The organism is Acidobacteriota bacterium, from assembly GCA_040752675.1.
Lineage (GTDB): Bacteria > Acidobacteriota > Polarisedimenticolia > JBFMGF01 > JBFMGF01 > JBFMGF01.
In genome coordinates this window covers 1-18,366 of record JBFMGF010000087.1, presented here as the reverse complement: position 1 = coordinate 18,366, position 18,366 = coordinate 1, and the positions used below count along the sequence as shown (strand labels likewise).

General features: G+C 51.5%; 14 protein-coding genes. 6 read left to right on the top strand and 8 right to left on the bottom strand.

Features of this window, described 5'->3' with window-relative positions; translation table 11 throughout:
- The 6 genes from AB1756_08225 to AB1756_08200 all read right to left on the bottom strand — a co-directional run.
- The coding region (locus AB1756_08225; protein ID MEW5807314.1) for an AAA family ATPase at positions 1–580 on the bottom strand (580 nt) is incomplete at its 3' end.
- A 55-nt stretch (positions 581–635) separates the two neighbouring features.
- Positions 636–2,345, bottom strand: a complete 1,710-nt coding sequence (locus AB1756_08220) for a hypothetical protein (protein MEW5807313.1) — start codon at positions 2,343–2,345, stop codon at positions 636–638.
- Between the two features lie 84 nt (positions 2,346–2,429).
- Positions 2,430–5,093 (bottom strand): hypothetical protein, encoded by a 2,664-nt coding sequence (locus AB1756_08215; protein MEW5807312.1) that lies wholly within the window; start codon positions 5,091–5,093, stop codon positions 2,430–2,432.
- 29 nt (positions 5,094–5,122) lie between these two features.
- Positions 5,123–6,196, bottom strand: coding sequence for a hypothetical protein (locus tag AB1756_08210; protein MEW5807311.1), 1,074 nt, complete (start codon positions 6,194–6,196; stop codon positions 5,123–5,125).
- On the bottom strand, positions 6,193–7,863 hold the full coding sequence (locus AB1756_08205) for a hypothetical protein (GenBank protein MEW5807310.1): 1,671 nt from the start codon (positions 7,861–7,863) through the stop codon (positions 6,193–6,195). The genes AB1756_08210 and AB1756_08205 overlap by 4 nt, the downstream gene beginning before the upstream one ends.
- A 44-nt stretch (positions 7,864–7,907) precedes the next feature.
- On the bottom strand, positions 7,908–10,061 hold the full coding sequence (locus AB1756_08200) for a hypothetical protein (GenBank protein ID MEW5807309.1): 2,154 nt from the start codon (positions 10,059–10,061) through the stop codon (positions 7,908–7,910).
- 214 nt (positions 10,062–10,275) lie between these two features.
- On the opposite strand from AB1756_08200, the gene AB1756_08195 reads away from it, so the two are divergent.
- From AB1756_08195 to AB1756_08170, 6 genes are all read left to right on the top strand, one after another.
- Entirely contained in the window at positions 10,276–10,698 is a 423-nt protein-coding gene (locus AB1756_08195) for a zf-TFIIB domain-containing protein (protein MEW5807308.1), read from the top strand.
- 62 nt (positions 10,699–10,760) lie between these two features.
- On the top strand, positions 10,761–11,321 hold the full coding sequence (locus AB1756_08190) for a LemA family protein (protein ID MEW5807307.1): 561 nt from the start codon (positions 10,761–10,763) through the stop codon (positions 11,319–11,321).
- Positions 11,322–11,368: 47 nt separating this feature from the next.
- Positions 11,369–12,766, top strand: a complete 1,398-nt coding sequence (locus AB1756_08185) for a M48 family metallopeptidase (protein MEW5807306.1) — start codon at positions 11,369–11,371, stop codon at positions 12,764–12,766.
- Positions 12,767–12,914: 148 nt separating this feature from the next.
- Complete coding sequence (locus tag AB1756_08180) at positions 12,915–13,220, top strand: RNA-binding protein (GenBank protein MEW5807305.1); 306 nt, start codon at positions 12,915–12,917, stop codon at positions 13,218–13,220.
- 352 nt (positions 13,221–13,572) lie between these two features.
- Complete coding sequence (locus AB1756_08175) at positions 13,573–13,983, top strand: hypothetical protein (protein MEW5807304.1); 411 nt, start codon at positions 13,573–13,575, stop codon at positions 13,981–13,983.
- Positions 13,980–14,270, top strand: coding sequence for a hypothetical protein (locus tag AB1756_08170; GenBank protein ID MEW5807303.1), 291 nt, complete (start codon positions 13,980–13,982; stop codon positions 14,268–14,270). Before AB1756_08175 ends, AB1756_08170 begins: the two co-directional genes overlap by 4 nt.
- Here the strand turns inward: AB1756_08170 and AB1756_08165 are convergent.
- Together AB1756_08165 and AB1756_08160 are read right to left on the bottom strand one after the other, a co-directional pair.
- On the bottom strand, positions 14,236–17,130 hold the full coding sequence (locus tag AB1756_08165; GenBank protein ID MEW5807302.1) for a molybdopterin cofactor-binding domain-containing protein: 2,895 nt from the start codon (positions 17,128–17,130) through the stop codon (positions 14,236–14,238). The two genes, AB1756_08170 and AB1756_08165, sit on opposite strands and share 35 nt — an antisense overlap.
- 18 nt (positions 17,131–17,148) lie before the next feature.
- Positions 17,149–18,129 (bottom strand): xanthine dehydrogenase family protein subunit M, encoded by a 981-nt coding sequence (locus AB1756_08160; GenBank protein MEW5807301.1) that lies wholly within the window; start codon positions 18,127–18,129, stop codon positions 17,149–17,151.
- Positions 18,130–18,366 lie beyond the last annotated feature (237 nt).

Below are 18,366 nucleotides of genomic sequence, written 5' to 3'. Positions count from 1 at the left end.
CCAGAACATCCTTGTAGAAAATCGTGTCGAAATAGGTCTGCATCAGACGCCGCCTTGCCGACTCGTCTGCAAGCTCCGCCGATTCCGGGAATCCCCCATACTTCAGGTACTCATCGAAAGCCTTGGCGATGAGGCCGCTCTCGGGAGTGGCGAGAAGTGCGCGGTCCCACTCGACATCACGGTGCCGAAGGTGCTCCCGAAAGGAGAATGGCAGCATCACCATGTCCTCATATCGCCCCCTGAGCTCGGTCGCTACTTCGGATCCCAGGAGAGAAGCGTTGCTGCCGGTCACGACGATCGAGTACTTGCGGGTGTTGTGAAGAGTGCGCAGCACGCGGCTCCATGAGGGTAGATGCTGCACTTCATCGAACAGGAGAAAGCGGGGAGCTTTGCCCGCCAGTTGATAGAAGACGGCGAGCAGTTGTTCGATATCCTCTGACTGGAAATCCACGAGCCGATAGTCTTCGAAATCGATGAGTAGAATATCCTTCCTCTCAACCTTGCCCGACTGAAGCAGATTTGAGACTATCTGGTAGAGAAAGTAGGTTTTGCCTGCCCGGCGCGGGCCGACTAAAGCCAATATCCGCTTCGATTTCGCGAGATCGGGTGAGGTTCGCGGTCTCTGTTATCCGGTCTTATGGCGCATAGAGGGCGTAGATAAATGGATCGCTGCTCGTCTTCCAGTCAGACGTTACCTTCCTACCATCTCCCAGGAGCCAGGTGATCTGGTAAGAGAATTCGAGCTTTCCCTCTTCATGGTTGTACTCGTACTTCTGCCAGAGTGATTCTTGGGGAACGATCTTGACCTGCCTCTCTCTTTCTCCGCTGAAGATCTTGTTCTTGATCGTGACCGTGATGAGCTTAATGTTGTGCTGGGTAACATTGCCCTCATCGGCAAGGATATCGATGGTGCGATAGCGGTAGGGAGGAGTCAGGGCAATGGCCGGCTCATCCGTCTTCTTCCACTGTCCCTCCACCTTAACGCCTCCCATGAAGCTCCAGTTCGTCTTGTATTCATAGTTGATCCACGCGGCCCCTTCCCCGAGGCGCGGGTAAACGAAGGGAAGCATGTTCCCCTTCTCACTGAATGTCTGCGCGTTAAATATGACATCCTTAGAAGTGGGTTCGCCCTGTAGATGCGTCTTCCTGAAGCTCACCGTCACGAAGTTTATGTACTTCCCGAAGTTGTCGAAGTCCTCTCCGTCGAGGATGGCATAGACCGTACGGTCCTCGAGGTCCGGGTCGTCGAGATTGATGATATCAACCACCTTCTTGTTGTTCTTGAACTTTCTCAGGGTGTCGCCGATACTCGCATCCATCGGACCTGTCTCCCTTTCCTGTCTGAGCCTCTTCATCATGTTCAATTCCCAATTCCCCGTTCTTTTCACCGTTTTCATCGTCGTGCTCACTCCGTAGGGACGATCTTTCTTCCCTTTATCTCCCCCCGCTGCGCCTTCCTTGTCCGCCTTCTCATCCTCCGTCAGCGGCAGGTCCATCTTCATCTCGAACATCTCCTTCATGATTGTGTCAGTAATGGTCTGCTGGAGAGCATCCAGGTTCTCGTCCTCGCCTGTGATATCGATCTGAACAGATCCGTTCTCCTTCAGATCATCGAATATCTCGGTGCTCTCGCCGGTCCCTTTCTGCACGTACCATGACCAGAACCAGAACTTCTTCTTTTTATAGATCCGCCACTTCTTGTACTGCTCGAAGTAACTCCTCGTCTTGTCCCAGTTGATCTTGACTTTGGCCTGATATTTAGGGGTCAATCCCTCATAGGTCATGTCAAAGCGAACGCTGACGGGGTATGTGGGATGCTTGAGCGCTTCATCCAGAAAGGCGGCTCCTTCGGGCGTCACCGAGATCGAGACCGAGACTTCCGAGCCGGAAATGAGCGGTGCTTTCCCTTCGCCGATGATCTTCCTTGTAAATACGCCCCCTTCTCCAACGGCGGCGGAGACGACCATGAAAGTTCCCTTCTTGAATATGACCGGCCCTTTAAGTTTTCCCATTTTATCCACCTTTGCCAGTTCGGTTCTGATCTTGTTGAGCTCCTGCGCTTCAAGACCATAGGTTACGAAGAAGTGGAGAATACCTCCTTTGGACTCTTCCTTGCCCGCCTTTGTATATTTCAGGAAGGTGAGTTTTGGTGTTCCATCGGGCCATGTGGCGATCCGGGGCGTGTTGGGCATGTAGTAGTAACTGCTCGGCTCCACATGATCCTTGAAAAGGATGGCATTCCCCACCTGCAGCGGCGCCTGATCGAGCTGGAGCTCGGCCCTGACAGCACAGGAGCCGATAAAAATGGCAAATGCGATGGATATCAGTGCTTTTCTGATGATCATTTTGTGCCTCCTGTAACCAGTTTCTACGAAGGGCGGGAATCGTGGAAGATAAATTTCTTGCGCATTGGAAATCCCGCGATTCCCTTACTGTGTAAAATAACCGTAGATGAAAGGGCTCTCTTTGTTCAGCCATGCCGTATGTATTTCCCTTCCATCCATCAGAAGCCAGATGGCTTTGTAGCCGTAACCTGGCTTGCCTTCCTCATGGAGATATCGATACTGTGTTTCCAGCGGATCGCCTTTCGCATAATCGATGATGACCTCTTTCAGGACCTCCTTCCCGAAGATCTGATGTTTGATCTGAAAGGCCACTGCACGGACCCTGTTCTTGAGCAGGTTATCCTGGTCGACTGAGATCTGAAGAGTCCGGTATCGGATGGGAGGCGAAAGCGTGATGGCGGAATCGGAACTCTTCATCCATGTTCCTTCCCATTCAATTCCTCCGTAGAAGCTCCACTTCGGTTTGAATTCATAGTTGAGCCATTCCGTTGATGCTTCCCCCTCTCGACCGTAGATGAAGGAGAGGATATTGCCCTTCTGGGCGAACTGCTCATCGAAGAACTTGACCTCTCCCATCGTCGGCTCCTTCCCCCACCTATGCTTCTTGAATATGACGGAGACGCTATTGATGTAGTTTTTGAAATCGGAGAAATCCTGGCCATCGAGGATAACGTTGATCGTCCTCTCCTGGAAGACAGGGTCATCAAGAGAGATGGTGGTAAAGAATCTCTTGTCTTCGCCATACTTCTGATAGACTCCGTGGATGTTTCCGCTTATGACCAATTCGCATTCTTCCCGGAGGCGCTGCCTTAAGTCGACTTCATAATGCCCTGAAAGCTTGACGCGTTTAAAAGTATAAGCAAACTTGAACTGAAAGGGAGCTTCTGCTTGGATGCTGGCTCCGGGGAGTCCCGTAGATGGCCTGGTGCCGGAGGCTCCTGCGGGAGGCTTGGTCATCGGCTTGCTGGGAGTTTCCGGTGGCACTGTTCCGGACGGGGTAGTTCCAGGGGCCGCGGGGGATACTGATGACGGGGGCTTGACGCTTTCCGGTCTTCCTGGCCTTTGTTCACCGATTGGAGCCAGCGAGCCGGATGCGGCAGTAAGCAGATCTGTTCCATCGGGGAGCCGCCCTGAAGAGAGAATAGATTCAATCTCCGGCATTTTTACCCGCGCTTCCTCTCTGAATAACTCTCTTTCTCTGTAGTGGGGAAAGTTAGGATCCTCGGTCAAAAACCTTCTGTAATACTGAAGTGCGGTTCTGAAATCCTCCTGGCTCCTGGTCTCCCATGCCATCTCGTAATAGCAGGCGGCGATATTTTTAATGATGAAGACGTGATGAATGAGCTCATCGGCTCGCTCAAAATCTCTGATGGCTTCCCTGTAATTCCTTTCGGCAAAATGTTGTCCGCCGGTTTGCAAGAGCGGTTCCGCTTCTCTTATTCTTGAGATCCTCTCCTGCGCCATGTCGATGAGCCCCTGGTATGATTCCCGGGTTCCTCCCCTTTCCATGAATCTTTCATAGTATTCGCGCGCCCTTGTGTATCTGTAAAGTGCCTCGTAGTAGATGGAGCCGATGGTGAAGAGATATTCAGGAACAGGGCATGTCTCATAAGCTCTTTTAAGTTCTTCGATCGCTTCCTCGTACCTGCGAGCGTTGAGAAAGTTATTCGCTCTTGTGAAGGCTAACCGGGAGCTCTCAAGTCGGTCTTTATCGCAATCTTCCGTTTGGGCCGGTTGCTCCCTCTGCTCCTGCTTGAAAGACATCCCCGGGCCGGTCAGGGATTCAAGACAGGGCAACATGGGATCAAGCAAGGGATCAAACAGGAGTGGAAGGAACGCGATTCTTATCTTATGAATGATCTCATCGAGGATCGTTCCTGGCTGATGATATAAAGCGGAGGTTCCTGACGGCTGGACTTCTTCGGCGTGGACCAGTTGAGCGTCGCACATAAGTTTGATGAGATGGTTGTAAGCAACGTCGAGAAGCTTCTGCATGTTCTGATTCTCTCCGACGACATCGACCTGGATGGCTCCCTTTTGCCTGAGCTCATCAAGGATGGCCTTTATGTTCCCTTCGAGCTGGAACATCTTGATCGTCCCCTTTGCCTGAAAAGCTACTTCGTGATGCGTGTAGACCTTATCCCAATCAACCTTCAGCTTTGCCTGGTAGGCAGGTGTGATCCCCGAATGCTTCATCATGAACATTACCGAGATGTCCGACGTCGGATTCTTGAAGGATTCCCAGAGGAGCGTTGCCCCCTCTTGGGTCAGAGCGATGGAAACGGCCGCCTTCTGATTCGGCATGATCGGAGCCTTTCCTTCGCCGCAGACCTTGACGTTGAACAACCCTCCCTGACCCGATGTTGCCGAGACGATCTTGAAAGTTCCTTCCTTGAATGGAACCGGTCCCGCAACTTTAGCTTTCGCGTCTATCATCTGAAGGGCGCTTTCGGCACTCATGATTTCGTTGTCGCTCAAACCCCATGTCACCAGGAAATGAATGATCCCGCCCTTGATGTCTCCACCTGTCTTCATGTACTTGATGAACGTGAATTCCGGCGTGCCATCCTTCCTTATGACCAATCTTGGCTCGCCGGGAATGTAGTAATACTTATGAGGATCGGCGTGGTCCCTGTAGAAGGCAAGCCCGCCTGCCTGAACGACCTCCTCCAGAGAAACCTCGGCCATGAGAGAAGGCGTTAAGGCTGTAATCATCATGGCGATTGCTGCGAGGTATCTGCTGTTCATTTTTTGATCTCCATATGTGGCAAGTGACTTCAATCTCCGGCTAAGATCTCATACTCTGAGATGTCGAGGTAAGAGTCACTTCCCGTATTCCATTCTCCTTTTCTTGCCATCCCGTTCTTTAGAACGGTCGTGACGCGGTACTGGTAGGTTGCACCCTTCTTCTCGGGGATGTTAAATGAGAGCTCCTGCTGTGGATCTGTATTCTTGGAGAAGGAGACCGTCCTGAAATCCTTCTGGCTCTTTGCCGTTTCGATTTTCACCTCTACCGACTTTTTCAAGGCGTCCGGATCGGTATCGTTGAGAAAGTCGAAGCAGAGAACAGTCAATGTCCTGTAGTTGAAGGAGACCTTATTGGCAAGGTCGATGACCTTGAAGAGATCCGGATACTGTTCCATCGAAGCGGTAACGGGAAATGAAATCCGGTCGGTTCTCATCGCTTCAACGTATTTCCCCTCATCGACTTCAAAACCACAGAAGGTGAGTTCGCAATCCACGCTCAGGCCCAGCGACTTCTTCTCTTCGAATATGGTCCAGAGATAGGAAGCGGTTTCTCTGTTCAGCGGAAGTGTGAAACTCTTCTTAGTAAAAGGGGTCTCTCTCTCAGCCAGCTTTTCCGTCCCTTCATTGCTTTCCTTTGCGCCTTCTCCTGCTGTCCCTGCATCCCCCACCGGACTGTAGTTCAGAACACATTTCATCCTCTCAATTGGAACAACCTTGAACTCGATCCCTTTCCCTATCACCCGTTCGAGTATAGCCTTCTCGTCACTGAGCTCAAGGGAGAGGGAAAGCACTCCTCCCGCCGTTCTCCGACTTCCCGCCGTGCCATCCTGCTTGATATAAACATATTTATAGAAGAAGAACTGGGGCTTTCCATAAGACTGAGAGAGGTTAAGTTCAGCAGGGACGTAATAGAGGACTTTCGGGTTCCGGTGATCCGGGAAGATGACGATCTTGTCCCCGACTGTTCTTCCCTGATTCAGAACCGGATCCGCGAATGCCATGCCAGAATGGATCAAGGCGAAGAGAAGGAGCACTATCAATATGTGCGTGGATTTAACTATATCCTGCTCCATTTCTGTTGTTTGTTCTCGTTGGGCTGTCATTTTTTCTCATAGTAAGCGTAGATGAACGGATCGGTCGCCTTCTGCCAGCCGGAGGAGATCTTCGTGTTGTCCTTGAAGAGCCAGGTGACATTGTACTCGTATGCCAGGTTGTTTGGCTCGTGATAGTAATAGTAGTTGAGGTTCAGAGGCTCTCCCTTCCTGAGGACGGCTTCCTTCTGGACCTCCTTCCCGAAATTCTTATGCTTGAACTGGACGGCTATCCGGATTATCCCGTTTGTGCTCATGTTGTCCTCTTCCGCCAGGACTTCTATGTAGCGATACTTGTGCAGAGGCGTCAGCGTGATTACGGGCTGGATGGTCTTCTTCCACTCTCCCGGTATCTCGAGCCCGCCGTAGAAACTCCAGCTCGGCTTGTACTCGTATTCGAGGAATTTCTCGGCAGGGTCTCCCTTTCTCCGGTAGGTGAAGGTCAGATCATTGCCATTTTGAGCAAAGCTGGTCTTGTTGAACATCAGATCCTGCGTCACAGGTTTCATGTTCCTGTCCTCGTATTCTTTCTTGATCGTGACGCCGGCGAAGTTGATGAACTCTTTGAAGGTCTCAAAATCTTCTCCATCCAGGATGACGTGGATGGTACGCTCCTCGAACGCTGGATCATCGAGGTCAACGACGCCGAACAGTTGCTCATTCTTGCCCCACTTTTCGTAGAAACCACCCATATTCCCCGTCAGGGGAATCTCTCTCTGGTCTCTCTTTCTCCTCGTCAGGTCAACGGTATACTTTCCCGTCATCTTCACCTTTTTCATGTAGAAACCCATGTGGGCCTGGCCGAAGAGCTTTCCGAACCAGTTCGATCCTGTCCCTCCCATCGATTTTCCCATATCCTCTGGCTTCACAGGCTTCGCCTCGAACATCATCTTGGTGATGATGTTGTAAGCCGTGTTGAGGAGTTCATCCATCCTTGTGTCCTCGCCGATTACCTCAAGTTTTATGGCTCCCTGTTCCCTCAGTTCATCGTAGATCTTCTGGACCTTGACGCTGACGAAGACGTTCCCAATATCGGCTTTGAATTCCTTGTGCGTGTAAACCTTGTCCCAGTCTACGGTCAGGATGGCGCGATAGGCTGGTGTGAGACCTTCATAGGTCATGACGAACTGAACGGAAACATCCGAGGTCGGCTTCTTGAACGATTCCATCAGCAGAGTGGACCCTTCTTCCGTCAGGGCGATCGAGACGGCTGCTTCGCTTCCCGGCAGCAACGGTGCCTTGCCCGTTCCACAAACCTTTCGCGAGAAGAGTCCCCCTTCGCCTGCCGTCGCGGAGATGATGTGAAACTCTCCCTTGGTGAAGAGAACGGGACCGATGATCTTTCCCTCTTTGTCATACCTGGCAAGCGCCTTGCGGGCTTTTTCCAGTTCCTCCTTCGTCAGGCCAAACGTAGCGAGGAAATGCATCACCCCTCCCGTGATTTCTTTTCCTGTCCGGAGGTACTGGAGAAAGCTGAACTTGGGCGTCCCGTCAGGCCATGTGGATATCTTAGGGGACATGGGCATGTAATGATAGCCGTGCTCATCTGCATGATCTCTAAAGAGCATGACATCCCCGGCCTGGGTCGGCTCCACATCCAGCAGGATCTCCGCCAGAACAGGACTGGTTGTGAGAAGCAGGCAGATGGAAATGAAAATGACGTAACGGTAAGAACACATTTTGACCTCCACTCAATATGATTGACAGCACATCTCTTCTTATCTTACTGGAAGAGGCTGGCGATCTGGGAGGTGCCGATGGTGACGTCCAGGGAATCCAAAATACTTGTCCATTCCGGAGATTCGGCAGACTCTCCCGTCTTCTTGATCGCCTTGATCTTGTAACTGAACTCCAGTGTTTTGCCTGAGAGCGGAAGATAGATCATGAGTGTATCCGTCAGTTTATCTCTGCCCAGGTCAACCGATGAGATGAGACCCTCTTTTGGCTGCGGACTCAAGTATGGCGACTTGACCTCCACGTGGATCTTTTCAATCTCGATCGGCGTCTCATAGGAGGATGGATCGAAGACGTTCTCCAGGGCTTCAACGTTGATCTTCCTCATTCTGTCGATGTATGAACAGACCTCTATCTTCTCCCAGATCCTGTTCAACACTTCCTGGTTGTCGTAATCCGGGACGACATCCATCCAGTAGCTCTTCAGATGCCCCTTGAAGAAGTTGTTCCATACCGGATCTATGCTTGCGGGGTTCTCCTCAGATTTCTCCTGCTCGAGATCGATCTGCTCTCCCGTTTTCTTCTCCATCTCCTCTTTAGCTTTCTCCCTTGCCTTTTCCCTCACCTTTTCTTCAAGGATGCCGAGGATCTTGTCCGCCGCCGATTTCTCCTTTTCCTTTGGCTTCGGCAGAGGGCCAAGCCTGGTCATCTCCGCCTGCAAGACCGGTTGAGGGATCAGTTTCACTCTGACGTCGCTGGAGGCTCCCGGTGGAATCGTCACCTCCGGGTCGCACGCCAACCCCCGATATATCTCTTCTTTATTCGGGAACTTGAAACGAAGATTGATACTGTTGACCTTGAGAGGAAAGTCCGTGAAATTCTTGACGCCGTGAAGAGTCAAAGCGGAGTTCGCATGGTCGAAAGAGAAGTTGAGTTCCTCCAGAGGGGAGTAGTGCCTCCCCACGAAGTAGCGCAGACCGATTTTGATCAGGATCTCCCTCTCGATGGTTCCCGACTTGATGTGCATTCCCGCCGTTAATCCTTCCTTCTCGAGGAGCGGCTTGAGCTCGGCGAGCGTCTCCGGCGTCATCGTTATGTTGATCGGAATCTCTCCTTCGAGAGAACCGAAGGAAAGGGTCCGGATGTTCTCGATCTGCCAGTCTCCCCATCCTTCCAGATCGACGATGTTGGCGGAATCGTAAGGGATAGGCCTCAGGACGGCGTTGCTTCCATATTTATTTTTGACGGCTTCTTCCAGAGTGGCTACCTCTGAGGGATTCATGTTCGCCTGGAGCGTCAGAGTCGTCTTTATCTTCTGGTCCTTCGTCCAGATGGCATTGATCTTATAGCTTCCAGGCGTCTGCCCCCTTGTCAGGTTGATCTCCTTCGGGAGGAAGTAATACGTGTTTGGCTTCTTTGTGTCTCTGTAAATGTGGTCGGAGATGTTCAACGGTTCTACAATGGTCAGGGAACCAAGGTCTTCGATCTCATGCCTGGCAGGAGGCGTGCCGACAGGCTGCAGGATGATCGGCTTCATCTTAACAGGTGTGAAAGCTTTGAATTGTGTCACCACTGCAGTCCGTTCCTTCGAAGCCGCCTTTAAAGTGGGAGCCATTATTTTTGCTTCGCTTAAGACGGCCCAATCCTGCGTGGATGTGTTCTTTGCAAAAATGGCAAGTCTTATCGTCTGAGTCTTTCCGGCAAAAGGAGTCAGGTCGACCGTGATCTCATCCAGATGACCATCGTGCTTTGTCTCTTTGATGACAAGCTTAGTTCCCATGCCGGTGGCAGGATCGATCATGAATGCCTGGAACTCCACACCGTCTGAGGCCGTTGCTCCCTTGAGAAAACCGACCTTTGCGACCAGTCTGGCATTTGCAGGGATGGTCACTCCATCGAAATCGCCATAGATCCTGCCACCGTTCTTCCATTCGGGGTGCATCTGCAGAACCCGCGCATACGTCTTTCCATCTTCCAGCACTACATTGCTCTCGAAACGGGCAAAGCCTCTGTTATCGTTGGTTGGTGCGTTGAAAGGCAGTGTTTCCTGGAGGGCGAGGTTTCGTTTCCATTTTGCCAAGGGAGCCTTCTGAAGGAAGTCATAAACGGCTGAATCGGAGAAGGTGGAGACCGAGAGAAAGACCATGAAAAGAACAAAAAGTGCAGAATGAGCAAATCTTTTCATTCTCGATGCGTATTTCATCTTCTCTCTCCTATTGTAAGATTAGATTATCAAAGAGTTTAGAAATCTATCCGGAGCATCGTTTCAGAGATAAATTCTATACCTTGCGAATGCTTTTTGAAATATCTTTTTCATCGACAGATGATGTTCTTCTATTAATATATATCCTGCCCATGGTATAGTATCTAAACGAAGCTTCCATGAGGGGGCAGAGTAGAAGAAACAGGAGGCTCAGGTGATCTGTCCGGTATGCAAGAGGGGAATGGTTGCTCTTGAGCTCGAAAAGATCGATATCGATCACTGTCTCTCATGCGGCGGGATATGGCTCGATGCGGGCGAGCTGGAACTTCTGCTGGAGGGCTTTGAAGGGAAGGATACCCTGTTATCATCCTTCGAGAGTGAGGAGGTCGGAGAGAGAACAGGGCAAGACAGAGGGGGCAGCCGCGAGAGAGGCAGAAGATGTCCCATCTGCCTGAAGAGGATGGAGAAAATTTTATGTGGAATGGATGAGAAAAAAATTCGTATAGATAAGTGCAAACGAAACGATGGTTACTGGTTCGATAAGGGAGAGCTTGAGGCAGCGATAAGGATCGGAAGCTGTGGCAAAGAGAGCATAGTGCTTGGTCTCCTCAGAGGCATCTTCGCGGCGAAGGTATGAGCCTGAAGATGACCGCAGTAGTGATCTGACGGTCATCTTTCTTTTAAACAAGGAGGGATAGAATGGGAATATTAGGATTATTCGTTCTGATCGTAATCGTTTTGCTGGTCGTCTTCGTCATCAACATCTATAACTCTCTGATCCGGCTGAGGAACCAGGTACGCAACGCCTGGTCGCAGATCGACGTCCAGTTGAAGAGAAGGCATGACCTGATTCCCAATCTCGTGGAAACAGCCAAGGGGTACATGAAGCACGAGAGAGGGACACTGGAGAGCGTGACCGAGGCGAGGAGCCGCGCCATGAACGCCGGCACGGTTGGCGAGAAATCCCGGGCGGAATCCGATCTCAGCGGCGCTCTCAGCAGGTTCTTCCTCGTCGTCGAGAATTATCCGGATCTCAAGGCCAATCAGAATTTCCTGGCCCTTCAGGAGGAGTTGACCTCGACCGAAAATAAGATCGCCTTCGCGCGGCAGGGATACAACGACCAGGTCCTCTACCTCAACAACAAGGTACAGATGTTCCCGTCGAACATCATTGCCGGGATGTTTAACTTCAATACTGAAGAGTACTTCGAACTCGAAGAAAAAGCCGCGAAAGAACCACCTAAAGTCAGCTTCGCGTAGTGACGATATATCGCTTTCAACATAAACGTGATCTTTTATGAAACGCCATGTGGGAGTTGATCCAGGCAAATAAAAGCAAATCCTTGTTCCTCTTCTTATGCATGGGGCTTGTCCTCTTCTTTCTCGGATATTTCATCGGTGCTGCCCTCTATCCACCTGATGGGGGGATCATCGGCATCGGAGTTGCACTTGGCGTCTGGATCATCCTCTCACTCATCAGCTTCATGGGCGGGGACCAGATCCTCTTGCTATCAAGCAATGCAAGGGAAGTAACCCATGACGTCCATCCTCAGCTCTTCAACGTCGTTGATGAAATGAAGATCGCAGCTAACCTTTCGGGGAGGCCGAAGATCTACATCATCAACGAACAGTCTCCCAACGCATTCGCCACGGGAAGAAAGCCGGAGAAGAGCTCCATCGCCGTGACTGCCGGACTCCTCTCGCGTCTGAACCGGGATGAACTCCAGGGAGTTATCGCGCACGAGATGTCCCACATTATGAACAGGGACATTCTCTTCGTGACCTTCGCCGGCGTGATGCTCGGAAGCATAGTTATCATCTCCGATGTCTTTCTGCGGGGGATGTGGCTCTCCGGCGGGTCGGGGCGAAGGTATGGTTCCAGCCGTTCGCTGAAAGTTGGAGGGCAGGCTCAGCTCATCATCGTGGCAGCAGCCATCCTTTTCGCCATACTTAGTCCGATCCTGGCGCGCCTCTTCTACTTTGCCATCTCGCGAAGAAGGGAGTACCTGGCAGATGCCAACGCCGCGAGACTTACTAGATATCCGGAAGGTCTTGCGTCCGCGCTGGAGAAGATTGCTTCCTCCAATATCCCGCTCTTCTCGGCAAACAAGATTACGGCTCCAATGTACATCAGCGATCCGCTCGGGAATAAGCTTTCGTCACTCTACAGCACACATCCACCCATTTCCGAGAGGATAAAGATCCTCAGGACGATGGCGCACGGAGCAAACTATTCCGATTATCAGAAGGCTTACGCCGCCATCAAGGGGAGGTCACCGATCATCGTTCCACGCTCAGGATTGCGCGACAAGGCAACCGTGCCGATACGGAAGCCTTCCATAAAAGGCGAGAAAGTGGATAAGAAAGAACAGGCCAGGAACGTCGGCGATCTTATGAGGGCGGTGAACGGATTTGCCTTCCTGATATGTGCATGTGGGCTCAAGATGAAGATGCCACCCGATTACAGAGAGCCGAAGATTAAATGTCCGCGGTGTGGCCGCGAGAACGAGGTTCCCCTCGCCGAGCTGGCGGCGGGCGCAGCAGCAATCGGAGCAGCCATGACTTCTCTCTTTTACTCGCGCAGGACAAAAGGATGGGAATCGTTCCATTGCTCGTGCGGGAGACTCCTCCAGCTTGCCCCCACGTTTTCCGGCTCGCACGTAGTCTGTCCCTCCTGCGGCCGCAAGACCATCATCAAAAGCTAAGATATGGTGAAGGTACTTTTTGGAAAGAATTGGTTCTGGTATAATAAAAAACCGTATGTGGCTGGATGAGCATCGCTGGAAAGCCGGAATGATTGGAAGGCGATGGTTCAGCTGAAAGAAATGCAGTAGACCATTAATTGGAGGTTCCATGAATATCTTTGTAGGGAATTTATCGAGGGATGTTACCGATGAGGAATTGCGACAGACTTTCGAGCCTTTCGGCGAGGTGACATCTGCCAAAGTCATTCGTGATAAATTCAGCGGTGAATCGCGAGGCTTTGGATTTGTTGAGATGCCTTCCAAAACGGATGCTCAGTCGGCGATCACTGAATTGAACGGCAAAGACTTGAAAGGGCGCTCGCTTACCGTTAACGAAGCCCGTCCACGACCCGATACGCGCGGTGGCGGAGCTGGTAGAAGACCTGGCGGCGGCCCAAGACGGCGTTCCTGGTAAACTGGATCTCTTATCGTATTTTTTCCTACCTGTTCCAGGGACAATTCCCCGATGGAGATTTTATTCGACTGATGCACTCGCAGTGTATCGGTTCGACAGGATAATAGTATCATCTGGAGCCTGGAGCTTGTTTGATGATCTATGTCCTCAGTCATCTTGCTGGATTTGTTTTCATCTTCTACGTTTTTCTCTTAACAGGGGCAAAGGTTGGCAAACTCCTTGGAATTTCTTCCAAAGATCGACTTTTTAATTTCCTCACCTGCATGACCTTGGGGATGAGTGTATGGATGTACATCATCTTCCTGCTCGCAGCGCTGAGAGCTCTTAATGGCAATCAAAGATCGTTTCTTCGATGATCGTCTGCATTCTTGTTCTTCTCTTTTTCCATGCCCTTACGCCTGGCATCGCCTGGGACGATGACGTCTATCATCTGAACCTTCCCAAACTCTATTTGAAGAACCACGGTTTTCTGAGGATCCCTTACAACATTTACTCTAACTGGCCGATGAACTTCGAGATGCTCTACACGCTCGGGATGTCGGTGCAGGATCACGTGACGTCAAAGCTCATCCATTACGGATTCGGCATCCTCTATTTCATTCTCTGGAGCCTCTCCTCGCAGCAGATGCGATTCCTGATCCAGGCATTGCCCTTTTTCTCGATCGTGTCAGCTTTCGGGGTCATCAGGAGGAGATCATTGCTGAAGCTGTCCCTCCCATTTACCGGTTCATCAACAGCAGCACTCCCGCATCGTCGCGATTGATGCTTCTCAACATCAATTACGGATTCTTCCTGGAGAGGGACTACATAGCAGACAGCTTCTTTGAGGCTTCGCAGATGAATGCTCTCTTACATGAGTCTGGATTGGAAAAAGGAATGAAGGAGATGTTGAAAAGAATGGGGATCACGCATATCCTGTACTCGACGAGAGATTGGGGAATCGAATACCCATCCTATCTCCAGGAGTTCCTCAAGGATCATGCGGCACCGGTTTGCGTTACCCAGGATGAGCAACTCACTCTCTACAGGATCCTCTTCCGATCTTTTTGATGGCGGCGAGGATCTTATCGGGGGTAATAGGGAGTTCTTTCATCTGGACGCCGATGGCGTCAAATATTGCATTGGCAATGGCTCCTGAGACGGCGATGGAACTTCCCTCGCCCACTTCTTTGGCGCCATAAGGTCCCATCGGGTCGGGTACTCCCACGGAAGCTGAATGTATCCTCGGCATCTCCATGATGGAAGGCAGGATGTAATCTCTCATATTGGGGTTCAGTATAACCCCTTTATCGAAGACCACTTCTTCGAGGAGGGTCTCGCCGAGTCCCATTACGCAGGAGCCTTCCACCTGTCCGTCGAAGGAGAGAGGATTTATAACTGTGCCGCTGTCGTGGGCGCAGTAGAAATCGGTAACGCTGACCTTTCCCGTTTCCATGTCGACAGAAACCTCCACCGCCATGGCACAGAAGCTGTAAGTGGGAGATGTGCCGACGCTTGCCCCTTTGTAAGTCCCGCCAAGCTTCGGGGGCTGATAATGCCCCATCCCCGCGATAGGTCCCATCCTGTTGAATGCCTCCGCCGCAGCCTTCTCGAAGAAGATACATTTCTCAGGATCGTCTTTTGAAAAGATTCTTCGTTTCCGGGCGATGAGATTTTCCGGTGATGTCTCGAGCATTTCCGCCGCGATCTTCAGGACTTTCTTCTTGACTTCCTGTGCCGCCTCCTTCACGGCGTTTCCGGCCATAAGGGTGGTCCTGCTGGAATAACTTCCAAGGTCGATCGGAGTAATCCGTGTATCAGCCGATATGACCTGGATGTCATCGAAGAGAAGACCAAGCTCCTCTGCGGCGATCTGCGCCAGGACGGTATCCGATCCCTGGCCAATATCTGCTGCTCCGATGTAGAGAATTGCCGATGTCCCGTCCTCACTCAACCTGATCATGGCGTTGGAGTGGGGGAATGTGCTCCTGTAGATCGGGTAGGCAGACCCGGAGACAAACCCGCCACCGGCGATGCCAATTCCTCTCCCCGGCGGAAGCTTGCCTCGCTTTGCATCCCAGTCTGACATCTCCCGCACTTTCTTAAGACACGCTTTGAACTCATTGGTATGGATGATAAACTCGCTCGGCGTCCTCTCGTTGGGACCCCTTGCGTTCTTCATCCTCAGTTCGATCGGATCCATGCCGAGCTGCTTGGCAATCATGTCGAGCTGACTCTCGAAGGCGAACCTTGGCTGAGGGCAGCCGTGCCCTCTCTGGGCGCCGCATGGAGGAAGATTGGTGCAGACTCTGTATCCATCAAATTTAAAGTTGTCGAATTTATATGGGACGGGAAGCATCGCACCGGAGTAGTAAGCAGCGATGATGCCGTATCCGGTATAGGCACCTCCATCGAGATAGGTCTTCGAGTGAACGCCGAGGATAGTGCCGTCTTTCCGAAAACCTGTCTTCAAAGTGATGTACTGCCTGTGTCTTCCCCTTCCGTGGAGGAAAGCCTCCTTCCTATCGAAGAGCATCTGCACCGGCTTTCCAGTCATCTTCGAGAGGATGGCAGCACAGAATTCCAGAGCGGTAACCTCGGCTTTTCCTCCAAATCCGCCGCCAACGTGCGGCTTGATCACCCTGATCTTCGCCATTGGAAGACCGAGTACTCGGTGCAGTTGATACTGGACGTAATGCGGGGTCTGTGTGCTCGACCAGACCGTCAGGTTTTCCCCTGAATCCCACTGCGCAAGCGCAGCGTGAGGTTCCAGCGGGCTCTGCATCGTCCTGTTCCCGACGAATGTATCTTCCCGGACGAGGTCTGCTGCTTGGAAGGCTTTCTCGACATCGCCGAAGTTGTGATGGATCTCTGTATTGATATTGTTTCTATAACGTTCGTGGAGCTGGGGTGCGCCATCCTTCATCGCCTCGAATGGGTCGAAGACAGCGGGGAGCTCCTCGTAATAGACCTCGATTGATGCAAGTGCTTTCTCGGCTGTTTCCTCATCCACGGCACAGACGGCGGCAACCCTATCGCCCGCATAGAGCACTCTACCGATGGCGAAGATATGTTCGTCGTATCGGGCGGGGCTCACACCGTAAGGGACATCAGGGACATCCTTTGCCGTAATGACCGCCTTCACGCCGGAAAGACTCTTTGCATTCTCCGTGTTAATGGATTTTATGCGAGCGTGGGGTAAAGGGCTTGTCAGGATCTTCCCGTATAGCATTCCTGGAAGCTGAATGTCTCCGGTGAACTTTGCCGCTCCGGTAGCCTTATCGGGAGCATCCTTGCGCGGGATCCCTTTCCCGACAATGGAAAATTCTATTGTGCTCTTCCACTCGCCTGTGAAATCGCATCTTTTCTCGATCTTTTTCCCGATTTCTTCGGCACTTCCAGCCTTAACCTCTTCCTCGCTATCAGTCTTGCACTCTGCTTCACCCTTAAAATCGTTCTTTCCTTCACCAAGAAAATCCTTATAGTGCTTGACCGCTTCGACGATCTTCACATAGCCGGTGCAGCGGCAGAGATTTCCGCCAAGTGCGCCCTTGATTTCATCCTCGGAAGGGTCTGGTTTCTTGTCGATGAGAGCTTTCGCGCTCAGGATCATTCCGGGAGTGCAGTATCCACACTGAATAGCCCCGTGCTCTACGAAAGCCCTTTGTAGAGGATGAAGCTTCCCGTTTTCCGCCAGCCCCTCGATGGTCGTAATCTCCTTCCCATCGGCTTCCATGGCAAGGAGAATACAGGAGGCGACGGGTTTTCCATCCATCAGGACAGTACAGGCTCCGCAATCCCCGATTTCGCATCCCCTCTTCGTCCCGGTGAAACCAAGATGGTTTCGCAGAAGCTGGAGCAGAGTCGTGTCCGGCTTAACTGCAACGATGCGCTGAAGACCATTAACTTTAATTTTGATAATCTGTTCCAACGTCAATCTCTTTTACCTTTATCCATAATTCTCTCGCATCATTGGAGTTTTTGCGGCGCTCTCTTTTGCCATGTTGATAGCTCTAATTGTCAGGACTCTGACAAGTTCACGACGGTACTCTTCAGAGGCACGGACATCTGTTATGGGACAGCAGCATCTTGCTGCCACGCAGGCAGCTTCATCTATAGATTCTGGATCGAGCTTCTTCCCAGCCATGATCTCTCCGGCCTCCCTCACAAGGAGAGGGGTTGGGGCAACGGCTCCGAGGACGATCCTTGCCTCCTTACATTTCTGCCCATGCATGCGGAGGGATACGGCAACCCCGGCTACGGCAAGAGAGAGAATGCCCCTTCTCCCCTCTTTGAGGTAACATGATCCTGTTCCCGGCTTCGGGAAGGGAACCACTATTTCCTTGAGAATCTCGCCTGGCATGAGGGTCGTCTCCCGCGGCCCCTTGAAGAACTCTTCAAGCGCCATTATTCTGACTCCCTTCTGGCTGACCAGTCTCACCTTTGACTTTAATGCGATGAGAATGGGTGGCATGTCGGCGGAAGGGACAGCCTGAACGATATTTCCCCCGATCGTAGCCATTGACCGGATGGGAGGAGATGCAAGGGTCAAAGCCGCTTCTTTGATGACGGAGAACTCATTTGGTACCACAGGTGATTCGATCAACTCGGTCAATGTCGCAAGGGCGCCTATCCTTAGTTCTCCTCTTCTCCCTTCTTTCCTCTTTCGCTCCGATCCACGATCTTCGAGCGGTTCTTTTGCTCTTGATCGGGATCTTCCCTCAGCTTTTTCTCGAGCCTCGATTCCTTTGAGCTCTTGAACATCTCCCAGGGAGATGATGGTAGAGGCTGTCTTTACTCTTTCTTTCAATTCGGGAATAAGGTCGGTTCCTCCAGCCAGAAGTCTTGTGTCTGGTCCAAGCGTGGAGATAAGCTTGAACATCTCCTTCAACGATTTAGGTCTGTAATACTCGAATTCCGGGATAATCATTTTTTGAATATTATCCAGAACCTCTCTTCTTTGTCAACATCGGAATGCCAAGCCAGGCAATGCCTCAGAACGCCTGTTTTGTCTTGATATTGACTCAGGGTGGAAGTCACTTTAATATAAACTTAAACAGATGGTTTACGTCGGCTGAAGGAAGAGATAGGGAAGAGCATGTAGAGAATGACCGGAGGTAGATTGGCTATGTCAGAGTGGAAATTGACTGAAAAGCTGGGGAGAAAG

Excerpts from the sequence above, each read along its gene's own strand:
- AB1756_08220 (MEW5807313.1), bottom strand. The coding sequence starts at position 2,345 with ATGATCATCAGAAAAGCACTGATATCCATCGCATTTGCCATTTTTATC.
- AB1756_08215 (MEW5807312.1), bottom strand. The coding sequence starts at position 5,093 with ATGAACAGCAGATACCTCGCAGCAATCGCCATGATGATTACAGCCTTA.
- AB1756_08210 (MEW5807311.1), bottom strand. The coding sequence starts at position 6,196 with ATGACAGCCCAACGAGAACAAACAACAGAAATGGAGCAGGATATAGTT.
- AB1756_08205 (MEW5807310.1), bottom strand. The coding sequence starts at position 7,863 with ATGTGTTCTTACCGTTACGTCATTTTCATTTCCATCTGCCTGCTTCTC.
- AB1756_08200 (MEW5807309.1), bottom strand. The coding sequence starts at position 10,061 with ATGAAATACGCATCGAGAATGAAAAGATTTGCTCATTCTGCACTTTTT.
- AB1756_08190 (MEW5807307.1), top strand. The coding sequence starts at position 10,761 with ATGGGAATATTAGGATTATTCGTTCTGATCGTAATCGTTTTGCTGGTC.
- AB1756_08185 (MEW5807306.1), top strand. The coding sequence starts at position 11,369 with ATGTGGGAGTTGATCCAGGCAAATAAAAGCAAATCCTTGTTCCTCTTC.
- AB1756_08180 (MEW5807305.1), top strand. The coding sequence starts at position 12,915 with ATGAATATCTTTGTAGGGAATTTATCGAGGGATGTTACCGATGAGGAA.
- AB1756_08175 (MEW5807304.1), top strand. The coding sequence starts at position 13,573 with ATGATCGTCTGCATTCTTGTTCTTCTCTTTTTCCATGCCCTTACGCCT.
- AB1756_08160 (MEW5807301.1), bottom strand. The coding sequence starts at position 18,129 with ATGATTATCCCGGAATTCGAGTATTACAGACCTAAATCGTTGAAGGAG.